The sequence below is a fragment of the Amycolatopsis sp. NPDC004625 genome (assembly GCF_040609695.1).
Lineage (GTDB): Bacteria > Actinomycetota > Actinomycetes > Mycobacteriales > Pseudonocardiaceae > Amycolatopsis.
In genome coordinates this window covers 76,491-99,926 of the sequence record NZ_JBEXKX010000023.1, presented here as the reverse complement: position 1 = coordinate 99,926, position 23,436 = coordinate 76,491, and the positions used below count along the sequence as shown (strand labels likewise).

Sequence of the window (23,436 nt, the reverse complement as noted above, 5' to 3'; positions counted from 1 at the left end):
CCCAGTCAACCCGGCCACGCACCGTGCCGATGGTGTCACGGAGACCAGCCATCGGCACAACGTCAAGGAGGACGGCGTGCGCATGAGAACGACGGCGTGCATTGCGATCATGGTCACCGCGCTGGCGGGCGCGACGGCAGTCCCGGCGGCGGCGGGCACCGCCGGGGAGTACGTGGCACTGGGGGATTCGGCGGCGGCCGGGCCGCTGATCCTGCCCCCGGACCTCTCCTCCCCCGGCTGCCTCCGGTCCCTGGCGAACTACCCGCACGTCGCCGCGAAGGAGCTGGGCGCGCCGCTGACCGACGTCACGTGCTCCGGCGCGACGACGGCGGACATGACCGCGCCGCAGCAGACGTCGACCGGCGCGGTGCCGCCGCAGCTGGACGCGCTGAGCGACCGGACCCGCACGGTGACCGTGACGATCGGCGGCAACGACGTCGGCCTGGTCGGCGCGGCGACGAGCTGCATCAACCTGCTGCCCGGCATCAACCCCGACTGCGTCGACCGCTACACCGCGGGCGGCCACGACCAGCTGGCCGAGAAGATCGCCGCGTTCGAGCCGGTCTGGGGCGCGCTGCTGGACGCCATCCACGCGAAAGCGCCGAACGCGGCCGTCCACGTGGCCGGCTACGGCACCTACCTGCCGCACAACGGGTGCTGGCCGATCGCGCCGCTGACTCCGCGCGACGCGAACTACATCCAGGGCAGCGTCGACCGGACCAACGCCGCCCTGGCCCGCCAGGCCGCCGCGCACGGCGCGCAGTACGTCGACGTCCGGACGGCCTCGATCGGGCACGACGTGTGCAAGCCGCCCGGCGTGAAGTGGTTCGAGAGCGTGATCCCGACGTCGGTCGCCGCGCCGCTGCACCCGAACGCGGACGGGATGAACGCGATCGGCGGCCTGGTGGCCGCGGCGATCAGCGGGTGAAGTCCCAGGCGGTGGCGCCGTAGGGCTCGGCGCAGGCGACGCCGACGGCCCGGTGCAGCGTGAGCCGGTACAGGTGCCAGGGCGCCGGCCCGGCGCTCGCGGCCATGAACGGGGCGGTGAACCCCTCGTCCAGCACGGTCGCGGGCCAGCCGCCCTCGCGGTAGACGGCGGCCACCCGCTCGAGGGTGGCCGCGTCGGCGGTCCGGTGGGCCTCGCCTTCCATGGTGACGTCGAGGCCCTTCAAGCGCACCGACACGCTGCACGCCGGGTTCGCGGCCAGGTTGCGGGCCCGGCGGGTGCCCGGGCCGCTGACGAAGTACAGCGTGTCGTCCACCCAGATGGCGCCGACGCCGGCGGCGTGCGGCCGCCCGTCGGGCCGGACGGTCCCGACGAAGAACGTCAGGTCCTCCTTCGGGGTCTGGGTGGCGAGGAGGTCGCGTGCCCGGCTCCAGGGCAGCGCCGCGGCGCCGGTGCGGTCGAGGTTGCGGGTGGCGGTCGGTTCGGTCATACCCCAGTGTCGAACAGAACGGCCGCGGATCGACACGCATCGAGGGTTTTCGCCCCACCGGGGTCGCCGTCGCCGGTGGCCGGGACGATCGCCAGCTCGTCGACGCCCGCGGCGGCGTAGGCCCCGATCTTCGCGGCGATCTCGTCGCGGGACCCGAGCAGGCCGACGGCGGCGACGGCCTCGGCGGGCACCGCGGCCAGCAGTTCACGCGGGTGCGGCCGGCCGCGCGCGAAGTCCACGAGGTCGCCGAAGCCCTCCGCGCGGAACATGTCCGCGTAGCCGGGCGCGGCCAGGTAGCCGACCACCCCGCGGCGGAGCTGTTCGAGCTCGGCCGGACCCGGCTCGGCCGCGGCGACCACCCACGCGGCCACCGGCGGCGGGGTGGTGCCCGCGCGCTCGGCCGCGGCGCGGAGCCCCCGCACCAGCGTCGCCGCGGCCGCCGGGCTGACGAGGTTGACGACCATCCGGTCGGCGTGCCGCGCGGCGACGTCGAGCGCCCGCGGCCCGAACGCGGCGATGGTCAACGGGGCCTTCGGGGCGGGCAGCCGCAGCCGGTAGCCCCGCGAGCCGACGACCGATCCGTCCACAGTGGACTTCTCGCCGCCCAGCAGCTGGCGGACCGCCACCGCGGACTCCGCCAGCGCGGTCGCCGCCCGGTCCCGCGACCGGCCGTGCCAGCCGCGCACGACGACGTCACTGGAGGTCCCCAGGGCGACGCCGGTTTCGCGGCCGGTCAGCGCCGCCACCGACGCGACGCCCATCGCGATCGTCGCCGGGTCCCGCACGGTCACCGCCAGCGGCCCGAACGTCAGGGAGATCTTCGAGGTGGCCGCGCCGATCGCGGTACCGAGCGCGAAGGCGTCCCACGTCGCCATTTCGCCGATCCACAGCTCCGGGTAGCCCGCGGCGTCGGCCGCGCGGGCGGTGTCCAGCGCCTCCGCCGGCGGCCGGTCCTGCCAGAGCCCCAGCGACACCGAAAGCCTCATGCGGTGACCACCATCGTGACCACCGTGGTGAACGACCCGCCGACGTTGAGCGTCAACGCCGTCCGCGCGCCTTCGACCTGCGTCCCGCCCGCCTTCCCGGTCACCTGCCGGGCCGCGTCGCGCAGCATCCGGACACCGGTCGCGCCGACCGGGTGGCCGAGGCCGATGAGGCCGCCGCCCGGGTTGATCCCGGCCGCGTCGAGGCCGCCACCGGCGATGAACCGGCCGCCCTCGCCGGGGGCGGCCGCGCCGAGGTGCTCCAGTGCGACCAGGCCGGTGATGGTGAAGCAGTCGTGCAGTTCGACGACGTCGAGCGCGTCGAAGCCGGGCACGCCCGCACGCCGGTAGGCGTCGGTGACGGCGCCCCGGAGGTGCGGGAACAGGTATTCGCCGTCGGGCGCGATCTTCGGCGCGAGGCCGATGTGCGCGGTGCGGTGCCCGAAGCCCGCGATGCGCGGGAAGCCGCCGCCGAGCCGAGCGGCGAACGCGGGCGAGGCCAGCAGGACCGCCGCGGCGCCGTCGGTGATCCGGCCGCAGTCCTGCTTGCGCAGCCGGCCTTCGATGACGGGGTTGAGCTCGTCGTCCGGCCCGAACGCACCGGGCGGGAACCGCCAGTCGCGGGCCTGCCCCAGCGGGTTCAGGGTCGCCCGGGTGAAGGCGTGTTCGGCGAACAGGCCGAGGTGGGCCGGGTCGAGGCCGTACCGCTCGTCGTAGGCGGCCGCGACGTCGGCGAACAGCGCGGGCCACGGGAACTTCGCGGCGACGGCCTCGTGCCCGGCCCAGGCGGCGGACCCCAGGTGCTCGGCCGCGCGCTGCCCGTCGACGTTGCGCATCAGCTCGACGCCGATGACCAGCGCCACGTCGTAGCGGCCCGCCTCGATGTCCGCGCAGGCCGCGAGCACGGCGGTGCTGCCGGACGCGCACGCGGCTTCGTGCCGGGTCGACGGCACGCCGTCCAGCTCCGGGACGGCGGCCACCAGCAGGCCGCCGAGCTGGGCCTGACCGGTGAACAGCTCCGCCGCGAGGTTGCCGACGTGGGCGACTTCGACGTCGTCCGCGCCCACGCCGGCGTCGGCCAGCGCGGCGGGCACGACCTCGGCGAACAGCTCGAGGATCCCGCGGCCTTCCTTGGTGAAGTTGCGCGCGAAGTCGGTTTGCGCCCCGCCGAGCACGAACACCGTCATGACGTCACTCCAGGCTCTCCCGCAGCTGCCGCTTCAGGATCTTCCCCACCGGGTTGCGGAGCAAGGCGTCGGCGTACTCGAGCCGTTCCGGCAGCTTGAACGCGGCCACTTTCTTCTCGCGCAGGTACGCGACCAGCTCGTCGAGCGACGGCTTGCGCGCGCCCGGCACGACGACCGCGCAGACCCGCTCCCCCATGACGTCGTCGGGCACGCCGATGACCCCGACGTCGGCGACGTCCGGGTGCCCGGCCAGCAGGCCCTCGACCTCGGCCGGCGAGATGTTCATGCCGCCGCGGATGACGAGGTCCTTCATCCGGTCGACGTACTTGAGGAACTCCCCGCGCTCCCCGGCGATCTCGAAGACGTCGCCGGTGCGGAAGTGCCCGTCCTCGTCGAACGACGTCGTGTCGAGGGGTTCGCCCGTTGCCCCGAAGTAGCCGGCGAACACCGTCGGACCGGCGATGTGCAGCTCGCCGGGGCGCCCGGGTCCGGTCACCCGTTCGCCGGTGACCGGGTCGTGCAGCCGCACCGACGTCCAGCCGGCGACCGGGGTCGACCAGGTGACGTCCGAGGCGTAGTTCGGGAAGTAGCTCGCGCGCTGGTCCGGGTCCGGGATGTCCACCGGGCCGGACAGCAGCGCGGTGCCCTCGTTCGAGCCGAAGAAGTTGATGATGTCGATGCCGTACCGCTGCGCCCAGGTGCGCACCAGCCACGGCGAGAGCGGTGCCGAACCGGACCCGATCTTCCGCAGCGCCGAAAGGTCCACTCCGGACAGGATCTTTTCGTTGTGCAGCAACATGGTCAGCAACGCCGGTGGCGCGAGCGTGTACGTCACCCGCTCGGCCGCGAGCTGACCTAGAAACACCGGCAGGTCGAACGGGTGGTGCGGGACGAACACCGCGCCGGTCAGCAGCCACGGCAGGAACATGCCGCCGATGCCGGCCATGTTCGTCATCGGGAACGGCGAAAGCAGGACGTCTTCGCGGGCCATCCCGGCGGCCTGGACGCAGCCGGCGGCCGTCGCCAGCCAGTCCCCGTGGCAGCGCGGCACGGCCTTCGGCTCGGCTTCGGTGCCGGACGTCCAGCAGATCGTGACGCAGTCGTTCACGTCGGCTTCGGTCAGTTGTACGTCCAAAGTGGACTTGTCCGCTTCGGACAGTGGAGCTTCGGGCCAGGCCAGGGCGCCGGCCGGTTCGTCGTCCCCGCAGGCGACGACGAACCGGACCGACGGCGCCGAAGCGCCTAGCCCAAGGGCCGCCCCGGCGAGCTCGCGCCCGCCGTATCCGGATGCGGTCACCACCCCGACGGCACCGGTGCGCCGGCACATCGGGCCGAGTTCGTGTTCCCGGTAGGACACCGGGAACGGGGTGACGATCGCGCCGATCCGCACGATCGCGAGGAACGCCTGCACCAGGGCCGAGCAGTTCGGCAACTGCACGGCCACGACGTCACCTGCTCGCACCCCTCTGGCGAGCAGGAACGCGGCCAGGACGTCGACGCGTTCGTCGAGCCGGTTCCAGGTCCACCGCACCGGGTCGCGTCCGACCAGTGCGGTGGTGTTCGGTGGATCGACCAGCGCGAGACCCTCCGGGTCGGCACTGACCCGCTCCTTCACGAGCCGGTCGATCGTCTCCGCACTCCACCATCCCCGCGCCCGGAAGTCCCGGGCGCGACCCTCTCGATGGCATCTCATGGACGGAGGTTTTCCAGCTGGTCCGCCCGGACCCAGGTCGCGTGAAAACCGAGCGGGACACGCTGGGGCAACAGGACCCTGGCCACGGGTCCGGCAGCGAGATCGGCGGCGTCGAAGATGTCCAGTTCCGAGCGTCCCTCACGCTCGTCCTGCACGAACGTCACCAGATAACCGTCCGCCGAACCGGCGGCTGCTCCTTCGCGGGGTGCGAACGGAGCCTCACTGCCCCACCGGCCGGGACCGAACCGGTATTCGGTCTTGGTGCCGGCAAGATCGTCGCGGCGCACCAGCCCGTCGAACTTCAGCGTCGACTCGGGCGAGATGTGCACCGCGTAGGAGTACCGGTTACGCCGTCCGACGCCGCGGGCGTCGACCGTCGGGAACTCGGTGTTGTCGTCGTCGAGCGGCGTTTCGCGGCACGCGCCGGTCCGCAGGTCGAAGCGGTAGCGGTGCAACTGGGCGTCCAGCCGCAGGTAGGAGAGCATTTTGGCGAGCGGCGTGTGCGCGTCGGCCCGCGGCTGGGGACGCTGCACGCGGCAGACGTCGAGGACGACTTCGTCGCCCTCTTCCCAGGCGTTGACGACGTGGTAGATGTAGCACGGGCTCGCCTCGAACCACCGGATCTGGCTACCGTCTCCGTAGCGTGGCATGACGCCGAAGCGGCTCGGCAGCGAGCGGTCGAAGTGCAGCTTGTGCCGGCCCTGCTTCGCCGCCGCGAGGTCCTGGACCAGCGGCAGGTCCATCAGCACCGCGTAGCGCTCGGTGATGGCCATGTCGTGCGGCAGCCGCGGGCCGGGGAGCTCGATGTCGGTGGTCCGGACGACCCGGCCGTCCGCGCTGATCACGCCGTAGCGCAGGTACGGCGGGCGCGGGCCGTAGTCGAACCAGAACAGCTCGCCGGTGGTCTCGTCGACCTTGGGGTGGGCCATCATGTCGCCGGCCAGCGTGCCGAGGAAGTCGTCGGCGCCGAGGGTCTCCAGCGAGAGCGGGTCGACCGCGTACGGCGAGCCGCACAGGTACCAGGTGGCGAGGATGCGGCCGCGGTGGAAGACGACGTCGGTGTTGGCGTTGTCCTTGAGCCCGAGGCCGTGGGAGTTGCCGAAGGGGTTGTCCTTCGGGTTCTCCATGACGCCGGTCCAGAGCGCCTTGCCGGCCGCGGACTCGGCCTCGAACGCCTTCGTGCGGACCCAGCGGTTGCGGTAGCGGGCCCTGCCGTTCTCCAGGTGGACGGCGTGGATCATGCCGTCGCCGTCGAACCAGTGGTAGCGGCCTTCCGGGGCGAACCGCGGGTTCGGGCCGTTGCGCAGGTAGACGCCGTTGAGGTCCTTCGGGATCTCGCCGATGACCTGCAGGTCTTCGGCGTCGATCTCTTCTCCGACCGGGGCGTACACGCCGAGCAGGTAGGGGTTGGCCTCGTCCGCCGCGTCCGCCGTCCGGGCCACCATCAGCGGCTGTTCGGAGGTGCTGGTCATCGGGCTGCTCCCTGACTGGGCGGGCTGATGGGAATGAGACTATGATTTGTGTACCCAGCTGTCAATAGGCTTCTTTTGGTGTAGTCAGGTGCTACCCTTCGGAGGCGAGTAACGAGGGGGAAGACGTGGTCGAGGCGACTGCCCAGCGCGTGCGGCCGGCGGGCGATCCGCTCCGGCGGGCGCTCGAGCTGGTCGGCGACCAGTGGACGTTGCTGATCCTGCAGAGCCTGTTCCTGCGCTTCCGGCGGTACGAAGAGCTGCGGCTGCGGCTGGGCATCTCGCCGACCGCGTTGTCCGGCCGCCTGCGGGACATGGTGGAGGCGGGCATGCTGACCCGCGTGCCGTACCGGGACGCCCGCCGCACGCGGCACGAGTACCGGCTCACCGAGCGCGGCCTGGAGCTGTGGCCGTTGCTGATTTCGATCTGGGCGTGGGAGCGCGAGTGGGTCGAGGGGCGCCGCGAGGTGCTGCCGACGCTGATCCACCTCGACTGCGAGCTGGCTACATCAGCGCCGCTGGGTTGCGCGGCGTGCGGCCGCCGGGTCGACGCGCGGGACGTGCGGGCGTCGCGCCTGGACAGCACCGGCGTCGCGGCGGCGACGGCGTCCAAGCGCTTCCGCCGCAAGGACGCGGATTCCCTGGCCGGCGACCCGCTGATGTTCTTCCCGGACACGATGGAGCTGCTCGGCGACCGCTGGTCGACCGGCCTGCTGGTCTCGGCGCTGCTCGGCTGCCGGCACTTTTCGGAGTTCGAGCGCGAGCTGGGCATCGGGCCGAGCGTGCTGTCGGCCCGCCTGAGCAAGCTGGTCGAGGTCGGCGTCCTGCGCACGGGAACGGCGGCCACCCGCACGGACGCGCGCGACTACCGCATGACGGCGAAGGGGCTGGCGTTCTTCCCGGCGCTGGCGTTCATCGCGGAGTGGTCCCGCGGGTTCGAGGTGGCGGGCCAGGAGCCGGACATCACGCTCCACCACGTGGAGTGCGGCGAGCGCCTGCGCCCGATGCTGCTGTGCGACCACTGCGGCCGCCCCCTGACCCGCAAGTCGGTCCAGTTCGGCGGGGTGCCGTCCCCCAAACGCTGAAGGGTGACGGAAATCGGCTCGCCAAGGGGTGCGAGTGGTGCCAGGCTGGAGCGGTCACACGTCGTCGTTTTCGTCGTTTTCGGAGGTAAGCATGAGTGAACCGAGCCCGTCGCCCAGCGGCGAGGAGGACGACGTCAAGCGCAAGTTCCGCGAGGCCTTGGAGCGCAAGCAGGCCCACGCCCGATCAGGAGCATCCCACGAGAACGGCGGCGGCAAGAACCAGCACGCCCACGGCCCGGCGGCGAACAAGAGGACATTCCGCCGCAAGAGCGGCTGAGGGTTGAGGGGCAGGGGGCCGGAAAACGCCCCCGCCCTTCCCTGGGGGGCGTCCCGAGTCCAGTCTATCGCCCCCCACTGACAAAGCCGCCCGAACGAGCTTCGGGCGGCTTTGCCGTCCACATCACGACCACCCTGGGGACAACCCGCTACGGCGTGAACTCCCCCAGGTGATCCAGCACCACGAACTCACTCCCCGGACTCGCCGCCGCCACGGCTTTGCGTAGGACCTCCAGGCCGCCGTTCGGGTCTTGGGCCTGGCCCAGCGGTAGGTCGAAGTCGTCCCAGTGGGTTGCCGCCACTCGGCTCGGGTTTTCCAGCACGCGCAGCAGCCTCGGTACGTAGTCCGTCACCTTTGCCCCTCCCGGTGGCAGCAGCACCACGTCCGGCCGCAGCCCCGCCAGCTCCGACTCCACGTAGTTCGAACCCCCGAAGTCCAGCACGCTCGCTCCGCCGCCCGACACCACGTAAGCCAGCGTGCCGCCCTCCAGCAGGTCCGAAATCACCCTCGGCCGGTCGCGGCGGGACAGTGGGCGCGTTCCCGGGAACGCCACCTGGGCCCGGGTGCCCGTTGCCGAATGCAGGGAGCGCAGCACGCGGATCGAGTACCCGTCGAACGTCAGGTTCTCCCCGCCCGTCGCGATCGCCAGCTGGTCCTCCGGGGCACCCAGGGCCGCCATGAGACTCAAATGGGTCTCGGTCCCGATCACCGTCGCGCCCGTGCGCCGGGCCAGGTAGGGGACGTCCGTCAGGTGGTCGTAGTGGCCGTGCGTCACCAGGATGTGGTCCGCGTGGAGGAACCCGCGGTCCAGGTACCCGTCGATCAGCTCGCGGTTCACCGAAAGCGGGGTGCGCGGGTCCGCGCCCGCCGTGGTGTACGTGCCCGTCTTGAACCTCGTCAGCCACGGGTCGATCAGGATCGTCTTCGCCCCGATGCGGATCTCCCAGCCGTTGTTCCCCCACCAGCGCAACGTCATCCCGGAAGCGCCGGAAGCGCCGGAAGCCCCGGAAGTCCCCGAAGCCGCGCGGGCGGCGGCCGGTGCGCCCGCGAGGATCGCCGCGGCCGCCGCGCTCGCGCCGAACAGCCCGCGCCTGCTGATTCCTGTCTCCATGGCCGACACCCGACCACAAGACACGAACCGCTGTCCAAGATCACGAAGACGACAACTCGATAGGCAAACGGCTATCGTCGCAGCGTGGACCACCTTCGCTCGCTGCGCTACTTCCTCGTCGTCGCCGACGAACTGCACTTCGGGCGGGCCGCCGACCGGCTCGGGATCGCGCAGCCGCCGTTGAGCCAGCGCATCAAACGGCTCGAAGCCGAGCTGGCCGCGACGCTGTTCGAGCGCGGCCGGCGCGTCACGCTCACCGAAGCCGGCGAGGTGCTGCGGGCCGAAGCGCGCGACCTGCTCTCCCGGTGGGACCGCATGACCACGCTCGTCGCGAAGGCCGAACGCGGCGAGACCGACGCCCTCCGCGCGGGCGTGCCGCCGGAGCTGCCCGGCCGGATGCTGGCCGCCATCCTGACGCGGTTCGCCGACGAGTGCCCGGCCGTGCGGCTGGACCTGCAGGAGCTCACCACCGCCGAACAGGCCCGGCTGCTCGCCGACCGCGAGCTCGACGCCGGGCTGCTGCAGCTGCCGGTCGACGTCGTCGGGCTCGACCTCGGCCCGGCCGTCGACACCCCGCTCGGCGTGGTGCTCCCCCGCGACTCGCCGCTGGCGCGCCGCAGCCGGCTCGCCCTCGCCGACCTCGCCGGCGAGGGCCTGGTCCACGCCCCGCGCGCCGCCGCGCCCGGGCGCTACGACGCGCTGCTGCGCACCTGCTGGGACCACGGTTTCCGGCCGGCGTCGATCCGCCACGCCCGCAACCCCGAGTTCGTCCTCGGCCTGGTGCTGGCCGGCCACGGCGTCGCGTTCGAACCGGACGTCCGCAAGGAACCCCGGGTGGTCTGGCGGCCGCTGGAAGGCGAGGTGCTGCGGGCCCGGACGGCGTTCGCCTGGCCGTCGGCCGGCGCCCACCCGCAAGCGGCGAAGCTGGGCGAAATCGCGGCCGGCGTCCTCGAAGGCGACGGCGTTTCGCGGATCGTGCCGCCGCCGGCGGACCCCCGCCCGTGGGACGTCTTCTACGACCGCAGCTGATCGACCGCGGCTCGCGCGGCCGCGCCGATCGCGTGGTCGATGTCCGGGCGCCGCAACGTCTCCGCGCCGCCCGCCGTGAACACCGCCACCGCGTACGCGGCGCCGTCCGGGTACGTCGCGACGCCGATTTCGTTGCGGATGCCCGGCATCGTGCCGGTCTTGCCCGCCACCGCCACCTCCGGGGGGAACCCCGCGGTCAGCCGGTGCCAGCTGACCTGCGCGGACATCCACTCGCGGACCGGCGCGCCGACGTCGTCGGCCCAGACCGCCGACAACAGCGTCGTCATCTCGCGAGGTGTGGTCGCGGACGTCCGCAGCGGATCCAGCGCCCGCACCGGGCGGCTCGCCGACGTGTCCTCGATGATCGTGCGCAGCAGGTCCCGCGGCGAACCGATCACCGTCGTGCGGGTCAGGCCCAGCTCGGCCAGCAGCGAGCGGACGTTGTCCACGCCGACCCGGTCGAACAGCAGGTCCGCGGCGGTGTTGTCGGACACCGTCAGCGCCAGCAGCGCCGCGTCCCGCAGGCTGTAGGACACGTCGTCCGCGAACCCCGCGGATCCGGTGCCGCCCAGGCGGTCCGCCGCCGACACGTGCACGCGGTCGGTCGGGTCCAGCAGACCGGCGGCGACCTGCCGGGCGAATTCGTAGGCCAGCGGCACCTTCACCACCGACGCCAGGACGACCGGCGAGTCTTCGGCCAGCCCCACCGAATCGGACGAGCCGAGGCGGCGGGCGTGCAGGAACCCCCGCACACCCACCGCCTCGAAAAACGCGGAAAGCCTCACCCGGTCATGATGGACCGCAGCCGCCCGACCTCCGCCATCCGCCGCTCGGCGAGCCGGTCGGCCGCCGTCGCCGGCGGTACGCCGTCGGTGTCGGCCAGCGCGAACACGGCCTTCGTCGTGTCGTAGATGGCCGTCGTCTTGCGCTTCGCCCGCTCGAAATCGAACCCGTGGCGCTCGTCGTCGACCTGGATGACGCCGCCGGCGTTGACCAGGTAGTCCGGCGCGTACAGCACGCCGCGGTCGGCGAGCTGCTTGTCGATGCCGGCGTGCGCGAGCTGGTTGTTGGCCGCGCCGCAGACGATCCGGGCGCCGAGCACCGGCACGGTTTCGTCGTTCAGCACGCCACCCAGCGCGCACGGCGCGAAGACGTCGAGCTCGGCGCGCAGCAGGGTGTCCACATCGGACACGACCTGCACGGTCGGGTAGATCGAGCGGGTGCGTTCGATCGCCGGCTCGTGCACGTCGGTGATCGTCACCTGTGCGCCGGCTTCCACGAGGTGCCCGACGAGGATGTGACCGACCTTGCCGACCCCCGCGACGCCGACGCGCTTGCCGGCCAGCTCCGGGCTGCCCCAGACGTGCTCGGCCGAGGCCCGCATGCCCTGGAAGACGCCGAACGCGGTGAGCACGGACGAGTCGCCGGCGCCACCGTCCTCCGGCGAACGGCCGGTGACGTACTGGGATTCGCGGGCCACGACGTCCATGTCCTGCACGTACGTGCCCACGTCGCACGCCGTGATGTAACGGCCGCCCAGGGACTGCACGAAGCGCCCGTACGCGCGCAGCAGCGCTTCGGACTTGAGCGTCTTCGGGTCACCGACGATGACGGCCTTGCCGCCGCCGAGGTCGAGCCCGGCCAGCGCGTTCTTGTACGCCATGCCCTTGGACAGCGCGAGCACGTCGTCGAGCGCGTCGGATTCGGTGGCGTAGGGGTGGAAGCGCGTCCCGCCGAGGGCGGGGCCGAGCGCGGTGGAGTAGATGCCGATGATGGCCTTGAGGCCGCTGGCCTGGTCGTGGCAGTACACGACCTGTTCGTGCCCGGTGCCCCGGGCGAACACTCCTTCGGTCACGGGTGGTGACTCCTTTGTCATCCGCGCCCGGTTTCGTGGCCGGGACGCGCTTCGGGTGGCCGGGATCCGGCACCGGGCGGAGGTCGTCCGCCGCTGTGCCGGGTCCCGGCACCAACCTAGATCCCCTTCGTGCGCCGGACCAGTGGAGGTCCCGCGATACGGACCGGTAGCCCGGAAGTCAGGGGCCCCTACCGCACCCGGTCGTGAGTGGTAAATAGGGTTCTAACCCGACTTACCACTCACGACCGTCAGCCGTGCACCACCGTGGCCAGCGTGCCCATCGCCGTCTCCAGCTGGGTGTCGGAGAGGTACGGCGCCGGGCCGAAGCGCAGGTAGGAGCCCCGGCTGTCGGTGCGGACCCCGTGCGCGGCCAGCGCCGCCTGCAGCCCGGCGGCGTCGGCGCAGCGCAGCGAGAGGAACCCGCCGAGCATCCCGAGCGGTGTCTCGCGGTCTCGGGTGACGACGTCCTCGGGCAGCGCGAGCTTGTCGAACACCGACGCGAGCAGGCCCACCTGGTGCTGGGACACCTCGCGGAGAAACTCCGGGGTGAGCCCCTGCTCGGCGAAGAACCGCTGGACCCGGACACCGCGGTAGTGGCTCGCCGGGTCGTAGGTGGCGCCGGCGAACCGGTCGCCGCCGGTGGCGTAGGCGACCCGGCCGGGGTCGCGCTCGTCGGCGAGCGCGCCGAACTCGGCGTACCAGCCGGTGATCACCGGGCGCAGCTCCTGGGCGTGCGCGGGCAGCCGCAGGAAGCAGTTGCCCTCGCCGAGCTGCAGGTACTTGTAGCCGCCGCCGAGCACCCAGGCGTTGGTGAGCCCGAGGTCGTGCAGCGGGAACGGCACGACGCCGAGCGCGTGGTAGGCGTCGACGACGAGCTCGATCGAGCGGCCGCGGCAGACGTCGGCGAGGTGCGCCAGGCCGGGGACCAGCCTCGACGTCTCGAACAGCACGGCCGAGACGAGCACGGCGGCGGTGTTGCCGTCGACCTCGCCGGCGACGCGCTCGGCCAGCGTCGTCACCGGCTCCAACGGCACCCGCACGATCTCGACGCCCTCCTCTTCGAGGCGGGCGAGCTGGCGGCGCAGGGTGTGGAACTCGCCGTCGGTGGTGACCAGGCGCGGCCGGCGCGGCAGCTCCATCGCCGACAGGAACCGCAGCACGAGGTCGTGCGTGCTCGCGCCGAGCGCGTACTCGCCGTGCGGGTCGCCGAGCAGCAGGCGGAAACCCGCGCGCAGCTGGTCCGCCTTGGCGAAGGCGCGGTCCCACTTGCCGTCGACGTCGCGGGCGGCGTCGGCGAAGGACTCCAAGAGTCCCTCTTCGGCGACGTCCGGCCAGGCCTGGTGTGAGTGCCCGGAAAGCAGGAGGCGGTCGGCCACCGCGAACCGGGTGTAGTGCGCGGCGAGGCGGTTGGCGTCCGCGCGCAGGTCGTCCAAAGTGGTCACAGTCGGCTCCGTACGGCCCAGAGATCCGGGAACATCGGCTGGAAAAGCGTGGTACGCAGGTAGGTCGCGCCGGATGATCCTCCTGTCCCGGTCTTGTCGCCGATGGTGCGTTCGACCATCTTCACGTGCCGGTAGCGCCACTCCTGCATCCCTTCGTCGAGATCCACCAGACATTCGGCGACGACCGAGGGTCCCCCGTCGTCGCTGTACACGTCCAGCAATATCGCCTGCAGGGCCGGGGACGGCTCCACCGAGCGAGTGACGTCTCGGTCACACTCGACGGCGTAGCCAGAAACCTTGAGGTAGGCGAGAAAAGAGTCGAACAAGGACGGTCGCGCCATCGCTTCGGCAATGCGTTTCCGCTGCTCCCCACCTTCGGGGTAGTGCGCGAACACGCGCTCGTCCCGCCGCCCCAGCACCGCTTCCAGCTCGCGGAACTGGGCCGACTGGAAGCCGCTCGAAGCGTCCAAACGGGCGCGGAAGCTGGTGAACTGGCTGGGCGTCATGGTTTCCAGCACGTCGATCTGCGCGACGGCGACCTTGAGGATCGTCAGGATCCGGCGCAGGGTGCGGATCGAGTGCGCGGTGCTGCCCTTCTCCAGGTTCGCCTGGAGGAAGGCGGCTTCGTGCAGGATCTGCTTGAACCACAGCTCGTACACCTGGTGGATCACGATGAACAGCAGCTCGTCGTGCTCGTCCGACCGCAGGTTCTGCGCGTTCAGGACTTCGTCGAGCCCGAGGTACGAGGTGTAGCTCAAGGCTTCCTGGGTCGCTTGGCTGGTTTCGGTCATCCTTGGGTCACCTCGTCGAAGTGGCGTTGCGCGGGGTCCGCGAGCGCGGTGTACAGATCGTGGAACAGCTCGACCGCCGCCGCCCGGCAGCCCGGTGCGGGCACCAGGTCGGCGGGTAGTTCCGGGTCGAGCGACGGGAACATCCGGAAGGTGTGCACCAGCCGGGTGCGCACCTCGAACGCTTCGGCGTCCGGCGGCTCCCGGCCCGCGTACCCGCCGAACTGGGTGACGAACGCGGTGTACCGCGCGGCCAGGTCGTCGAGGTCCCAGGCCCGGCCGGCGAACCGGCGGACGTCGAGGGCGGCCGACGGCCGGCCGAGCAGCAGCCCGGCGTGCTCGGTGACGCCGAGTTCGCCGAGCAGGGCGACGACCTCGGCCTCGCGGTCGTGCGGGGCGATCCAGGTGCCGTCGGAGTAGGGCCCGAACCCGAGGAACCGCAGCCGCCGGACCAGGCGTTCCCTGGCCTGGCGGTGGCTCTCGGGGATGCTCTGCCACAGCACGGTCCACTCGCCGGCGGCGCGCTCGCGGCGGCCGAGGGAGAAGATCCGGTGGTCACCGTCGGCGAGCAGCGCGATGGTGCGCCGGGTCAGCGAGTAGTGCACGGTACGGCCTTCGCGGTGGCGCTGCAGCAGGCCGCGGCGCACCAGGCGGGTGAGCGCGATCCGGGCGGCGCCGTCGGAGAAGCCCAGCTCGGCGAGCACCGCGACCAGGCCACCCGACCACACCCGGCGGGTCTCGCGCGGGTGCACGTAGCTGCCCAGCAACGTCACGACCAGCTCCTGCGGGCCGGCTTCGAACGCGTCTCCGGGCATGCCGCAACTCTATACACCTCAGGCCGCTGCGGTGTAGCTTGATTTGCGTGACGTACTTCGCGGACCTCACCTCGCGCCAGGTCGACGCCCTGGCTTCGGGCGGGCGCGTCCCGGTGCTGCTGCTCCCGCTGGGCGCGATCGAGCCGCACGGCCCGCACGCGCCGCTGGGCACCGACCCGCTCATCTCGCGCGGGATGTGCGAACGCGCGGCCGAGCGGCTGGCCGCGGACGAGGACGTCCACGTCCTGATCCTGCCCGAAGTCCCCTACGGCGTGACGCGCTTCGCGGCCGGGTTCGCCGGCGGCGTCCACGTCGGCGAGGAGACCCTGCACGCGCTGCTCGTCGACATCGGCGCGGCCCTGATCGGCCAGCGGCTCCGGCGGATCCTGCTGGTCAACAACCACTTCGAGCCCGCCCACCTGGTGACGCTGCGGCGCGCGGCGGAGACGTTGAACTTCGCCTACGACGGCCGCGTCGCGCTGCTCGACCTGGTCCGGCGGCGGCACGCGGAACGGCTGACCGAGGAGTTCCGCTCCGGCGAGTGCCACGCGGGGCGGTACGAGACGTCGCTGGTGCTGGCCGACCGGCCGGAGCTGGTCGACCAGCCCCTGATGCGGACGCTGCCGCACGTGCCGGTGAGTCTCGCGGCCGCTCCGGAGGACGGCGGCTTCCGCGAGATGGGCATGTCCGAGGCGTACTGCGGCAAGCCCGCCGAGGCGACCGCGGACGAGGGCACCGAGACGTTCTCGACGTTGACCGACCTGCTGGTGGAAGCGATCCGGGAGCTGGCCCGTGAGTGAGCCGTTCAACCTCGCCACGCACTTCCTCGACCGGCACGTGGCCGAGGGCCGGGGCGACCGGACCGCGCTGTACGTCGGGGACCGGACGGTCAGCTACGCGGCGCTCGCCGCGATGGCGAACCGCGCGGGGAACGTGCTGCGCGACGCCGGTGTCCGGCGCGGGCAGCGGGTGCTGCTGGCGCTGAGCGACGGCGACGAGTTCGTCGCGGCCTGGTACGGCGCCCAGAAGATCGGCGCGGTCACCGCGGAGGTCTACCCGTTCCTCCAGCCGAAGGACTACGCGTACTACCTCGGCTACACCGAGGCCGTCGCGGTGCTCGCGGACGCCGTCACGCTGCCGGCGCTGCGCGCGGCCGGCGCGACCGGGCTGCTGGTCACCGGCGTGCCCGCCGAGCGGCTGCGCCCGGGTGAACGGCCGTTCCGGACGCTGCTCGACGCGGCACCGGACACCCTCGAAGCCGCGCCGACCACGGTGGACGACGTCGGGATCTGGAAGTTCACCACGGGCAGCACGGGCGCGCCCAAGGCGTGCGTGCACCCGCTGCGCAGCCCGCTCGAGAGCTTCGAGCGGTACGCCGTCCAGGTGCTCGGCCTGCGGGCGGACGACATCGTGCTGGCCGTGCCCAAGCTGTTCTTCGGGTACGCGCGGGACCTGGTGGCGCTGTTCCCGTTCGGGGTCGGGGCGGCCGGGATCGCGTTCCCCGAGCGCACCACCGCGGACCTGGTGTTCGAGCTGATCGCCCGGTACCGGCCGACGGTCCTGGTCAACGTCCCGACGATGATGAGCGCGATGCTCGCCCACCCGGCCGCGGCGGAGCAGGACCTGAGCGGCCTGCGGATGACGACGTCGGCGGGCGAGGCGCTGCCCCCGGAGCTGCACCGGCGGTGGGACGCCGCGTTCGGCGTGCCGGTGGTGGACGGGATCGGCTCGTCCGAGGCGTACCACATCTACCTGTCGAACCGGCCCGGCGCCGCGCGGCGGGGCACGCTGGGGACACCCGTTCCCGGCTACACCGCGCAGGTCGTCGACGAGCTGGGCGAACCGTTGCCCGACGGGGGGATCGGGCCGCTGCGGGTGACCGGGCCGACGATCGCACGGGAGTACTTCGGCGACCCGGAGAAGTCCGCGCGGACGTTCGACGGCGACACGCTGACCTCGGGCGACCTGTTCAGCCGCACCCCGGACGGGTTCTTCCGCCACCACGGCCGCGCGGACGCGCTCCTCAAGGTCGGCGGCGTGTTCGTCGCGCCGGGCGAGATCGAGGACTGCCTGCTCGGCCACCCGGCGGTGGTGGACTGCGCGGTGGTCGGCCACGAGGCCGGCGGCCTGGTCGTGCCGCGGGCGTACGTCGTGGTGCGGTCCCCGGTGTCGCCCGACGAGCTCAAGGACCACGCGAAGGCCCACCTGGCCAAGCACAAGTACCCCCGTGAGGTGGTCTTCGTGACGGAACTCCCCCGCACGGCCAACGGAAAGCTCGACCGCCGCGCCCTGGCGGCCCGCCCGTGAGCCGCCTGGTGGTGGTCACGGGCGGCACCCGCGGCATCGGCGCGGCGATCGCCGACCGGTTCCGCTCCGCCGGCGACACCGTGCTGGCGCCGGGCCGCGCGGACTGCGACGTCACCTCCGAGGACGCCGTGGCCGAGTACTTCGCCTCGGCCGGTCCGGTGGACGTGCTGGTGAACAACGCCGGGATCTCCTCCAGCGCCCCGGTTTCGCGCACCTCGCTCGGCGATTGGCGCGGCCAGTTCGAGGTGAACGCGACGGGCGCCTTCCTGTGCACGCGCGCGGTCCTGGACGGGATGCGCACCCGCGACCGCGGCCGGATCATCACGGTGGCGTCGACGGCATCGCACGTCGGCTACCGCTACACGGCGGGCTACACGGCGTCGAAGCACGCGGCGGTGGGCTTCATGCGCGCGCTGGCGGCGGAGCTGGCCGGCACGGGCGTGACGGCGAACGCGGTGTGCCCGGCGTTCGTCCGGACCGACATGACGGCGACCTCGGTGGCGCGGATCGTGTCCCGGTCCGGCCGTTCCCCTTCGGACGCGGAAGCGGCGCTGGCGGCGGCCTCCCCGCTCGGCCGGCTGCTGGAACCGGCCGAGGTGGCGTTCGCGGTGTCCTTCTTGGCGGCCCCGGAGGCCGCCGCGATCAACGGCCAGACCCTCGTACTCGACGGCGGAGGAATCCAGTCATGAGCCCGTTCCGCGCAACTGCCCCGCTGACGAAGGAGTGGGACCACTTCGGGTACGCCGTGGCCGACGGCGTGGCCACCGTGACGTTCACCCGTCCGGAGAAGCTGAACGCGCTGACGTTCGAGGTGTACGCGGACCTGCGGGACCTGGTGCTGGAGCTCCCGCAGCACGAAGACGTCCGGGTCCTGGTGATCACGGGCGAGGGCCGCGGGTTCTGCTCGGGCGGCGACGTCGAGGAGATCATCGGCGAGCTGCAGAAGTTCGAGACGGCGGAGCTGCTGGAGTTCACCCGCATGACGGGTGCGGTGGTGAAGGCGCTGCGCGAGTGCCCCCTGCCGGTGATCGCGGCGGTGAACGGGGTGGCGGCGGGCGCGGGTTCGGTGATCGCGCTGGCGAGCGACTTCCGGTTGCTCGCGGAGTCGGCGAAGTTCGCGTTCCTGTTCACGAAGGTGGGCTTGGCGGGCGCGGACATGGGCTCGGCGTACCTGTTGCCGCGCCTGGTCGGCCTGGGCCGGGCGACGGAACTGCTGATCCTCGGGGACAAGGTGCCGGCGGCCCGCGCCTCGGAGATCGGGCTGGCCACCCAGGTGGTTCCCGACGCGGATCTCCCGGCGGCGGCCACGGCGTTGGCGCGGCGGCTGGCCGACGGCCCGGCGCTGGCGTACGCGACGACGAAGGTGTTGTTGACCCGTGAGCTGGACATGGATCTCGGCAGCGCGATCGAGCTGGAGGCGATCACGCAGGCGTTGCTGATGACGGCGAAGGACCACAAGGAGTTCTACGCGGCCTGGTCGGCGGGGCGGGAGCCGCGCTGGACGGGTCGCTGAGCCCGTTCGGCGGCCCGCGGAGATCAGTCCCGGGTGGTCACCTTCCGGCCGGCCACCCAGGTGCCGAGGACTTCGATGGTGTCCAGCGCCGCCGGATCGGCCGCGAACGGATCCTCGGCGAGGTGCACGAAATCGGCCACCATGCCCGGGGCGATCGAACCGCGCGTGCCCTCGTCCCCGGCCTGGTACGCCGCACCCGCCGTGTAGGCCGTGAGCGCCTGCGACACGGTCAGCCGCTCCTCCGGGCACCAGGCCGGGGACGAACTCCCGGCCTTCTGGCGGGTCACCGCGGCCCGTAGCCCGTCGAGCGGCCGGAGCGAACTCACCGGCCAATCGCTGCCGAAGGAAACCCGGGCGCCCTCGGCGTGCGCGGTCGCCATGGCGTACTGGCGGTCCGCCCGGTCGCCGAGCCGCGGCGCGGTCAGGTTGCTCTGGAACTCGTCCCACTGCGCCCAGTACGGCTGGAAGTTGGCGATGGTCCCGGTGCGGGCCAGCCGCACCAGGTCCGCCGGGTCCACCAGCTGCAGGTGGGTGATCGTCGGACGGCGATCCCACGGCGGGTTGCCGTGCGCCACCCGTTCCACGGCGTCCAGCGCGCCCCGCACGCCGGCGTCCCCGATGGCGTGCACGTGGGTGCGCATCCCCGCGGCGTCGAACACGGCCATGGCGGCGGCCAGTTCGTCCGGCTCCCACATCGGCATCCCGCGATCGCCCGAACCGCAATAGCATTCGAGCAGCGCCGCGGTGGAGCTCTCGATGATCCCGTCCGCGAAGAACTTCACCGTCCGGGCCCGCAACCGGTCGCCCAGGCCCGCCGCGTCCACCCGGGCCCGCTCGGCCACGATGAGCGGCACCTGCGCGCGCCAGTCGCGCGGGTCGACGCGGAAGGCCAGGTCGAACCGGGTCGCGGTGTCCCCCGCCGCCACGGCGTCGAGGTAGGCGTCGACGATCCCGGAACCCACGTCGACCCAGGCGTCGAAGACCCAGGTGAGCCCGGCGGCGGCGCAGCTGCGGCTCGCCGCGGCGACCGCCCGGCGCAACGCCGGGGGCGAGTGCGGCGGCACCCGGTCCAGGACCAGATCGCAGGCTCCCCACTCGAGCAGGGTTCCCAGCGGCGAGCCGTCGTCGCGGCGCACGATGCGGCCGAGCGCCGGATCCGGGGTGCCGGGCCCGATCCCCGCCGCCCGCAGCGCGGCGCTGTTGCACCACACGGTGTGGTAGTCGCTGGCCCGCAGGACCACCGGCCGGTCCGGGACGACCGCGTCGAGCCAGCGGGCGTCGAAGTTCCCGTCCACCGTGATGGACCGATCGAAGCTGGCCCCGACCACCCATTCCCGTCCCGGGTCGGCTTCGGCGAACTCCCGGACCGCCCACACCACCTCCGCGACGGTCCCCGCCTCCCGCACCGCGGGACCGTCGGCTTCCAGGGCACCGAACACCGGATGGGCGTGACCGTCGCCGAAGCCGGGCAGCAGCACACCGCCCGCCAGGTCGACGACCCGCGCGCCGGAGGGCACCGGCGCACCGCGGTCCACCACCGCGAGCACGACCTCGCCGTCGACCAGGACGGTGGCCTCGCGGACGGCGCCGGACCCGCTCCACACCGCCGCGTTGGTGAACGCCGTCGTCATCAAGCCTCCAGTCCGAGCTCCGCCGGGTCCACCTCCACCCGCCACAGGTGCCGGCTCCGGAGCTCGACCAGCCACCGGACCCGCCGCACGTAGTCGCTGTCGCCCACGCCCAGCTCCTGGTCCGACGGCGGCGGTGGCAGCATCGCGTCCCGTTCGCCGGCCCCACCGTCCCAGAACGGGGCGAACAGGTCCAGCAGCGCCGTCTCCACCCGCGAGGCCAAGGCGGCGTCGCGGTCGCGGATCGCCTCGACCAGCGCCCGGGTCCGTGCGACCAGCTCCAGGTAGACCTCGCGCGTGTACCCGTCCGGGAAGTTGTGCATCTGCGGGAGCAGGATCTGCTTGGCCTGGTAGGCCAGCGCGTGGAGGGTCGCGGCGGCGATCGCCGCGGCGGCGTGCCGGAACTCGCCCCGGTTCAGGTGCGCGTCGGCGGAAACCCGCAGGGCGAAGCAGAACATCTCGACGTCACCGACCTCCCGGGCGAAGGCGAGCAGTCCGGCGAATTCGCCGGGTCCGACCTCCCGGAGGCCGGACCCGACGGCGAGCTCGATCCGGTGCAGTTCCACGTACCGGCGGTTCCAGTTGTTGTACTCGCCCACGTACCACTCCGCAGCCTCGGCGTACCGCTCGTCGGCGGTCCGCGGGCCGGCCCCGGAGTAGTGGAAGCACTCGGCGAGCAGGTGCGTGGCGAGGGCGTACACCTGCCCGTTGTCGGTCACCTCGGCGGGCGGGCCGCCCGGCTGCCACCCGGTGGTCCGCAGGTGGGTGAGCGCGTCGATCGCCCGGCGCCACACCGCCGGTTCCGCGGCTTTGCGCCACCCGCGGGGATAGTTCTGGTGCAGCTGCGCCAGGCAGTCGAGCCACCCGGCGTCCTCACCGGTCCGCCGGATCTCCGCGCAGTAGCTCAGCAGGCTGGAGCAGAACCAGTGCGGAACCTTCCACTCGTACCAGAAGAACCCCTCCAGGTACCATCTGATGATCTTGCTGCGGGTCTCCGCGCGCAGCCGCGGTTCGGCGTGCGCCACGTGGTGCACCCACTCGGAAAAGTACCGCTGCGCCAGCCCGCCTTCGAGCGCCGACCAGTGCGAGAACGGGTCGGCGGATTCGGCACCGGCGGCGTCGACCGCGACCTGGTAGAAGCCGGCCGCGCGCCGGTGCAGTTCGACCGGCCGCTCCGCGCCCTGCGCCCGCACGCTCGCGTCGGCCACCCGCCGGACCAGTTCCGGCAGGCGGAGTGACGTCGATGCGTGCGCCACGTCCACCGACCGGCCCTGGGGGTACTCCCCGAGCACGTCGGTCTCGACCAGCAACGCGTCCACCAGCTCGTTCAGCAGCGCTTCGGCGCGCCCGGCCGGTGTTCCGCCGGTTTCCAGCATGTGCACCGCGGCGGCCCGGTCGAACTCGCGGAGCACGGAAAGCTGTTCGAGGGCCGTCCGCAGGTCCTTCGGCAGGGCCGCCAGCACGTGGCCGAAGAGCTCGTCGAGCTCGAGCGGGCCGGTGGGGATCACCGGGGTTCCGGTGCCCGCGGCACGAGTCCGGGCCAGTCCTTCGGCCAGCACGCCGACGCCCCAGGCCAGCCGTCCCGTCACCAGGCACACGTGGTCGACCAGCGCCGGTTCCACCGGCCCGCCGACGCGCTGGGCGAGGTGGGCGGCGACGTCGTCGCGGGACAACGGCCCGAGCCCGTGGCAGCGGAAGACGCGCCCCAGCACGGTGCCGACCGCGCCGCGGCGCGCGGCCACGACGCGCACGCCGTCGAGACTGCGGATCAGCTCGAGCAGCCACGTGACGCCGTGCGTCTCGTCGAGGTGCTGCACCTCGTCGATCAGCAGGGCGACCCGGCGCCGCCGGCCGACCCGCGCGATCGCCTCGACGACGTGGTCGCGCAGCGACCGGTCGAGCACTCCGAGGTGGTCGCCCCACTGGATCTGCAGCCCCTGCGCGCCGTCGGCGTGCACGGTCGACCGGCCGGACGCCGAAATGGTCTGCTGGACCCGGACCGGCGTGAACTGGGCCTTGCGGGTCAGCGTCGCCGTGGCGCGGGCCAGGCGCGGGTAGCCGAACCGCTTCAGCTGATCCCCGAGCTGGCGGGAGATGTCCAGCGTCCGCCGGAACTGCGCCAGGGTGCGGCCGATCCCGTCGGCCGGGCCGCCGTCCGGGGGCACGAACACCCGCAGGACCAGGTGATCGCGAGCGACGAGCCGCGCTTCGACCGCGCCCAGCAACCGGGTCTTGCCCACCCCGAACGGGCCGGTCACCAGGTGGGGACGGGTGTCGTCCTCGAGAATCGCCGCGACGGTGGCTTCCCTGGCCGGGGAAAGCGTTTCAGCCATCCGTATCGTTCGCCCCTTCGGTGCCGCGCAGGATCTGGGCGTCGGAGGCGTCGACGGTTCCCTTGCCGCGACCGGAGATCCGCTGGTCGGCGTCGGCCGCGGCCGGCCCGGTCGCCTGCTGCGACCGCGGCGCCTTGACGACCGCACGCCCCCGCGCCTCGATGACCTGCCGCACGACCCGGTTCGCACCGCGGTCCCGGCCGACGCGCACCCCGAGCACCAGCCCCAGCACGGCGACCACCAGCGCGGCGATGTTGAGGTACACGCCGATCACGCCGGCCCATTTGTCCGCCTGGTCCAGATTGCCGCTGCGGAGCACGGCCGAAACGACGACCAGAACGACGGCGAGCACGAGACCACCGCCGATGACGAGGATTCTCGCCTTCTTCCGGGACATGGCCGCCCTGTCGTCATGGGATCAGGAATTGCCGATCACGCTTTTTCGGTCGCCGACAAAATCAGAGTACCGAGCACAATGCGCGCGT

Annotated in this window: 22 protein-coding genes; 8 read left to right on the top strand and 14 right to left on the bottom strand. The window is 72.6% G+C overall.

What is annotated here, in order from left to right:
- Positions 1-82 precede the first annotated feature (82 nt).
- Positions 83-928, top strand: coding sequence for an SGNH/GDSL hydrolase family protein (locus ABZW17_RS25575; protein ID WP_354819191.1), 846 nt, complete (start codon positions 83-85; stop codon positions 926-928).
- Here the strand turns inward: ABZW17_RS25575 and ABZW17_RS25570 are convergent.
- The 5 genes from ABZW17_RS25570 to ABZW17_RS25550 are packed head-to-tail and all read right to left on the bottom strand — an operon-like array spanning position 918 to position 6,771.
- Positions 918-1,436 carry a pyridoxamine 5'-phosphate oxidase family protein gene (locus ABZW17_RS25570; protein WP_354819048.1) on the bottom strand — a complete coding sequence of 173 codons (519 nt, stop codon included), beginning with the start codon at positions 1,434-1,436 and terminating at the stop codon, positions 918-920. The genes ABZW17_RS25575 and ABZW17_RS25570 overlap by 11 nt on opposite strands.
- Positions 1,433-2,422 carry an LLM class F420-dependent oxidoreductase gene (locus tag ABZW17_RS25565; RefSeq protein ID WP_354819045.1) on the bottom strand — a complete coding sequence of 330 codons (990 nt, stop codon included), beginning with the start codon at positions 2,420-2,422 and terminating at the stop codon, positions 1,433-1,435. Before ABZW17_RS25565 ends, ABZW17_RS25570 begins: the two co-directional genes overlap by 4 nt.
- On the bottom strand, positions 2,419-3,606 hold the full coding sequence (locus ABZW17_RS25560; RefSeq protein ID WP_354819042.1) for an acetyl-CoA acetyltransferase: 1,188 nt from the start codon (positions 3,604-3,606) through the stop codon (positions 2,419-2,421). The genes ABZW17_RS25565 and ABZW17_RS25560 overlap by 4 nt, the downstream gene beginning before the upstream one ends.
- 4 nt (positions 3,607-3,610) lie before the next feature.
- Positions 3,611-5,299, bottom strand: coding sequence for a class I adenylate-forming enzyme family protein (locus tag ABZW17_RS25555; RefSeq protein ID WP_354819039.1), 1,689 nt, complete (start codon positions 5,297-5,299; stop codon positions 3,611-3,613).
- Positions 5,296-6,771 (bottom strand): carotenoid oxygenase family protein, encoded by a 1,476-nt coding sequence (locus ABZW17_RS25550; RefSeq protein WP_354819036.1) that lies wholly within the window; start codon positions 6,769-6,771, stop codon positions 5,296-5,298. The genes ABZW17_RS25555 and ABZW17_RS25550 overlap by 4 nt, the downstream gene beginning before the upstream one ends.
- Before the next feature lie 125 nt (positions 6,772-6,896).
- On the opposite strand from ABZW17_RS25550, the gene ABZW17_RS25545 reads away from it, so the two are divergent.
- Entirely contained in the window at positions 6,897-7,853 is a 957-nt protein-coding gene (locus ABZW17_RS25545; RefSeq protein ID WP_354819033.1) for a winged helix-turn-helix transcriptional regulator, read from the top strand.
- Positions 7,854-7,944: 91 nt separating this feature from the next.
- Entirely contained in the window at positions 7,945-8,130 is a 186-nt protein-coding gene (locus ABZW17_RS25540) for a DUF5302 domain-containing protein (RefSeq protein WP_354819030.1), read from the top strand.
- A 148-nt stretch (positions 8,131-8,278) separates the two neighbouring features.
- On the opposite strand, the gene ABZW17_RS25535 is transcribed toward ABZW17_RS25540, so the two are convergent.
- Positions 8,279-9,241 carry an MBL fold metallo-hydrolase gene (locus ABZW17_RS25535; RefSeq protein ID WP_354819027.1) on the bottom strand — a complete coding sequence of 321 codons (963 nt, stop codon included), beginning with the start codon at positions 9,239-9,241 and terminating at the stop codon, positions 8,279-8,281.
- A gap of 84 nt (positions 9,242-9,325) precedes the next feature.
- On the opposite strand from ABZW17_RS25535, the gene ABZW17_RS25530 reads away from it, so the two are divergent.
- Positions 9,326-10,270 (top strand): LysR substrate-binding domain-containing protein, encoded by a 945-nt coding sequence (locus ABZW17_RS25530; RefSeq protein WP_354819024.1) that lies wholly within the window; start codon positions 9,326-9,328, stop codon positions 10,268-10,270.
- On the opposite strand, the gene ABZW17_RS25525 is transcribed toward ABZW17_RS25530, so the two are convergent.
- From ABZW17_RS25525 to ABZW17_RS25505, 5 genes are all read right to left on the bottom strand, one after another.
- The gene (locus tag ABZW17_RS25525; protein WP_354819021.1) at positions 10,255-11,055 is read right to left on the bottom strand and encodes a serine hydrolase; all 801 of its coding nucleotides are present in this window, start codon (positions 11,053-11,055) and stop codon (positions 10,255-10,257) included. The genes ABZW17_RS25530 and ABZW17_RS25525 overlap by 16 nt on opposite strands.
- Entirely contained in the window at positions 11,052-12,125 is a 1,074-nt protein-coding gene (locus tag ABZW17_RS25520) for a Glu/Leu/Phe/Val dehydrogenase dimerization domain-containing protein (RefSeq protein ID WP_354819018.1), read from the bottom strand. Before ABZW17_RS25520 ends, ABZW17_RS25525 begins: the two co-directional genes overlap by 4 nt.
- A gap of 248 nt (positions 12,126-12,373) precedes the next feature.
- A complete protein-coding gene (locus tag ABZW17_RS25515) occupies positions 12,374-13,567 on the bottom strand; it encodes a kynureninase (RefSeq protein WP_354819015.1) in 1,194 nt (397 codons plus the stop codon).
- Positions 13,564-14,358, bottom strand: a complete 795-nt coding sequence (locus ABZW17_RS25510) for a tryptophan 2,3-dioxygenase family protein (RefSeq protein WP_354819012.1) — start codon at positions 14,356-14,358, stop codon at positions 13,564-13,566. The genes ABZW17_RS25515 and ABZW17_RS25510 overlap by 4 nt, the downstream gene beginning before the upstream one ends.
- Positions 14,355-15,170, bottom strand: coding sequence for a PaaX family transcriptional regulator C-terminal domain-containing protein (locus tag ABZW17_RS25505; RefSeq protein ID WP_354819009.1), 816 nt, complete (start codon positions 15,168-15,170; stop codon positions 14,355-14,357). Before ABZW17_RS25505 ends, ABZW17_RS25510 begins: the two co-directional genes overlap by 4 nt.
- 47 nt (positions 15,171-15,217) lie before the next feature.
- Between ABZW17_RS25505 and ABZW17_RS25500 the strand changes: the two genes are divergently transcribed.
- Genes ABZW17_RS25500 through ABZW17_RS25485 form a run of 4 tightly spaced genes read left to right on the top strand, consistent with a single transcriptional unit; the run spans position 15,218 to position 18,990 of the window.
- Positions 15,218-15,970, top strand: coding sequence for a creatininase family protein (locus ABZW17_RS25500; RefSeq protein WP_354819006.1), 753 nt, complete (start codon positions 15,218-15,220; stop codon positions 15,968-15,970).
- Positions 15,963-17,477 (top strand): benzoate-CoA ligase family protein, encoded by a 1,515-nt coding sequence (locus tag ABZW17_RS25495; protein ID WP_354819003.1) that lies wholly within the window; start codon positions 15,963-15,965, stop codon positions 17,475-17,477. Before ABZW17_RS25500 ends, ABZW17_RS25495 begins: the two co-directional genes overlap by 8 nt.
- The gene (locus ABZW17_RS25490; protein ID WP_354819001.1) at positions 17,474-18,166 is read left to right on the top strand and encodes an SDR family oxidoreductase; all 693 of its coding nucleotides are present in this window, start codon (positions 17,474-17,476) and stop codon (positions 18,164-18,166) included. Before ABZW17_RS25495 ends, ABZW17_RS25490 begins: the two co-directional genes overlap by 4 nt.
- Positions 18,163-18,990 (top strand): enoyl-CoA hydratase family protein, encoded by an 828-nt coding sequence (locus ABZW17_RS25485; protein ID WP_354818998.1) that lies wholly within the window; start codon positions 18,163-18,165, stop codon positions 18,988-18,990. The genes ABZW17_RS25490 and ABZW17_RS25485 overlap by 4 nt, the downstream gene beginning before the upstream one ends.
- 23 nt (positions 18,991-19,013) lie before the next feature.
- Here the strand turns inward: ABZW17_RS25485 and ABZW17_RS25480 are convergent, their stop codons facing one another.
- From ABZW17_RS25480 to ABZW17_RS25470, 3 genes are read right to left on the bottom strand one after another with little or no spacing between them, the layout of a single operon-like run.
- Complete coding sequence (locus tag ABZW17_RS25480) at positions 19,014-20,621, bottom strand: amidohydrolase (RefSeq protein ID WP_354818995.1); 1,608 nt, start codon at positions 20,619-20,621, stop codon at positions 19,014-19,016.
- On the bottom strand, positions 20,621-22,951 hold the full coding sequence (locus tag ABZW17_RS25475) for a hypothetical protein (RefSeq protein WP_354818992.1): 2,331 nt from the start codon (positions 22,949-22,951) through the stop codon (positions 20,621-20,623). The genes ABZW17_RS25480 and ABZW17_RS25475 overlap by 1 nt, the downstream gene beginning before the upstream one ends.
- Positions 22,944-23,348 (bottom strand): hypothetical protein, encoded by a 405-nt coding sequence (locus ABZW17_RS25470; RefSeq protein ID WP_354818989.1) that lies wholly within the window; start codon positions 23,346-23,348, stop codon positions 22,944-22,946. Before ABZW17_RS25470 ends, ABZW17_RS25475 begins: the two co-directional genes overlap by 8 nt.
- Positions 23,349-23,436: the final 88 nt, after the last annotated feature.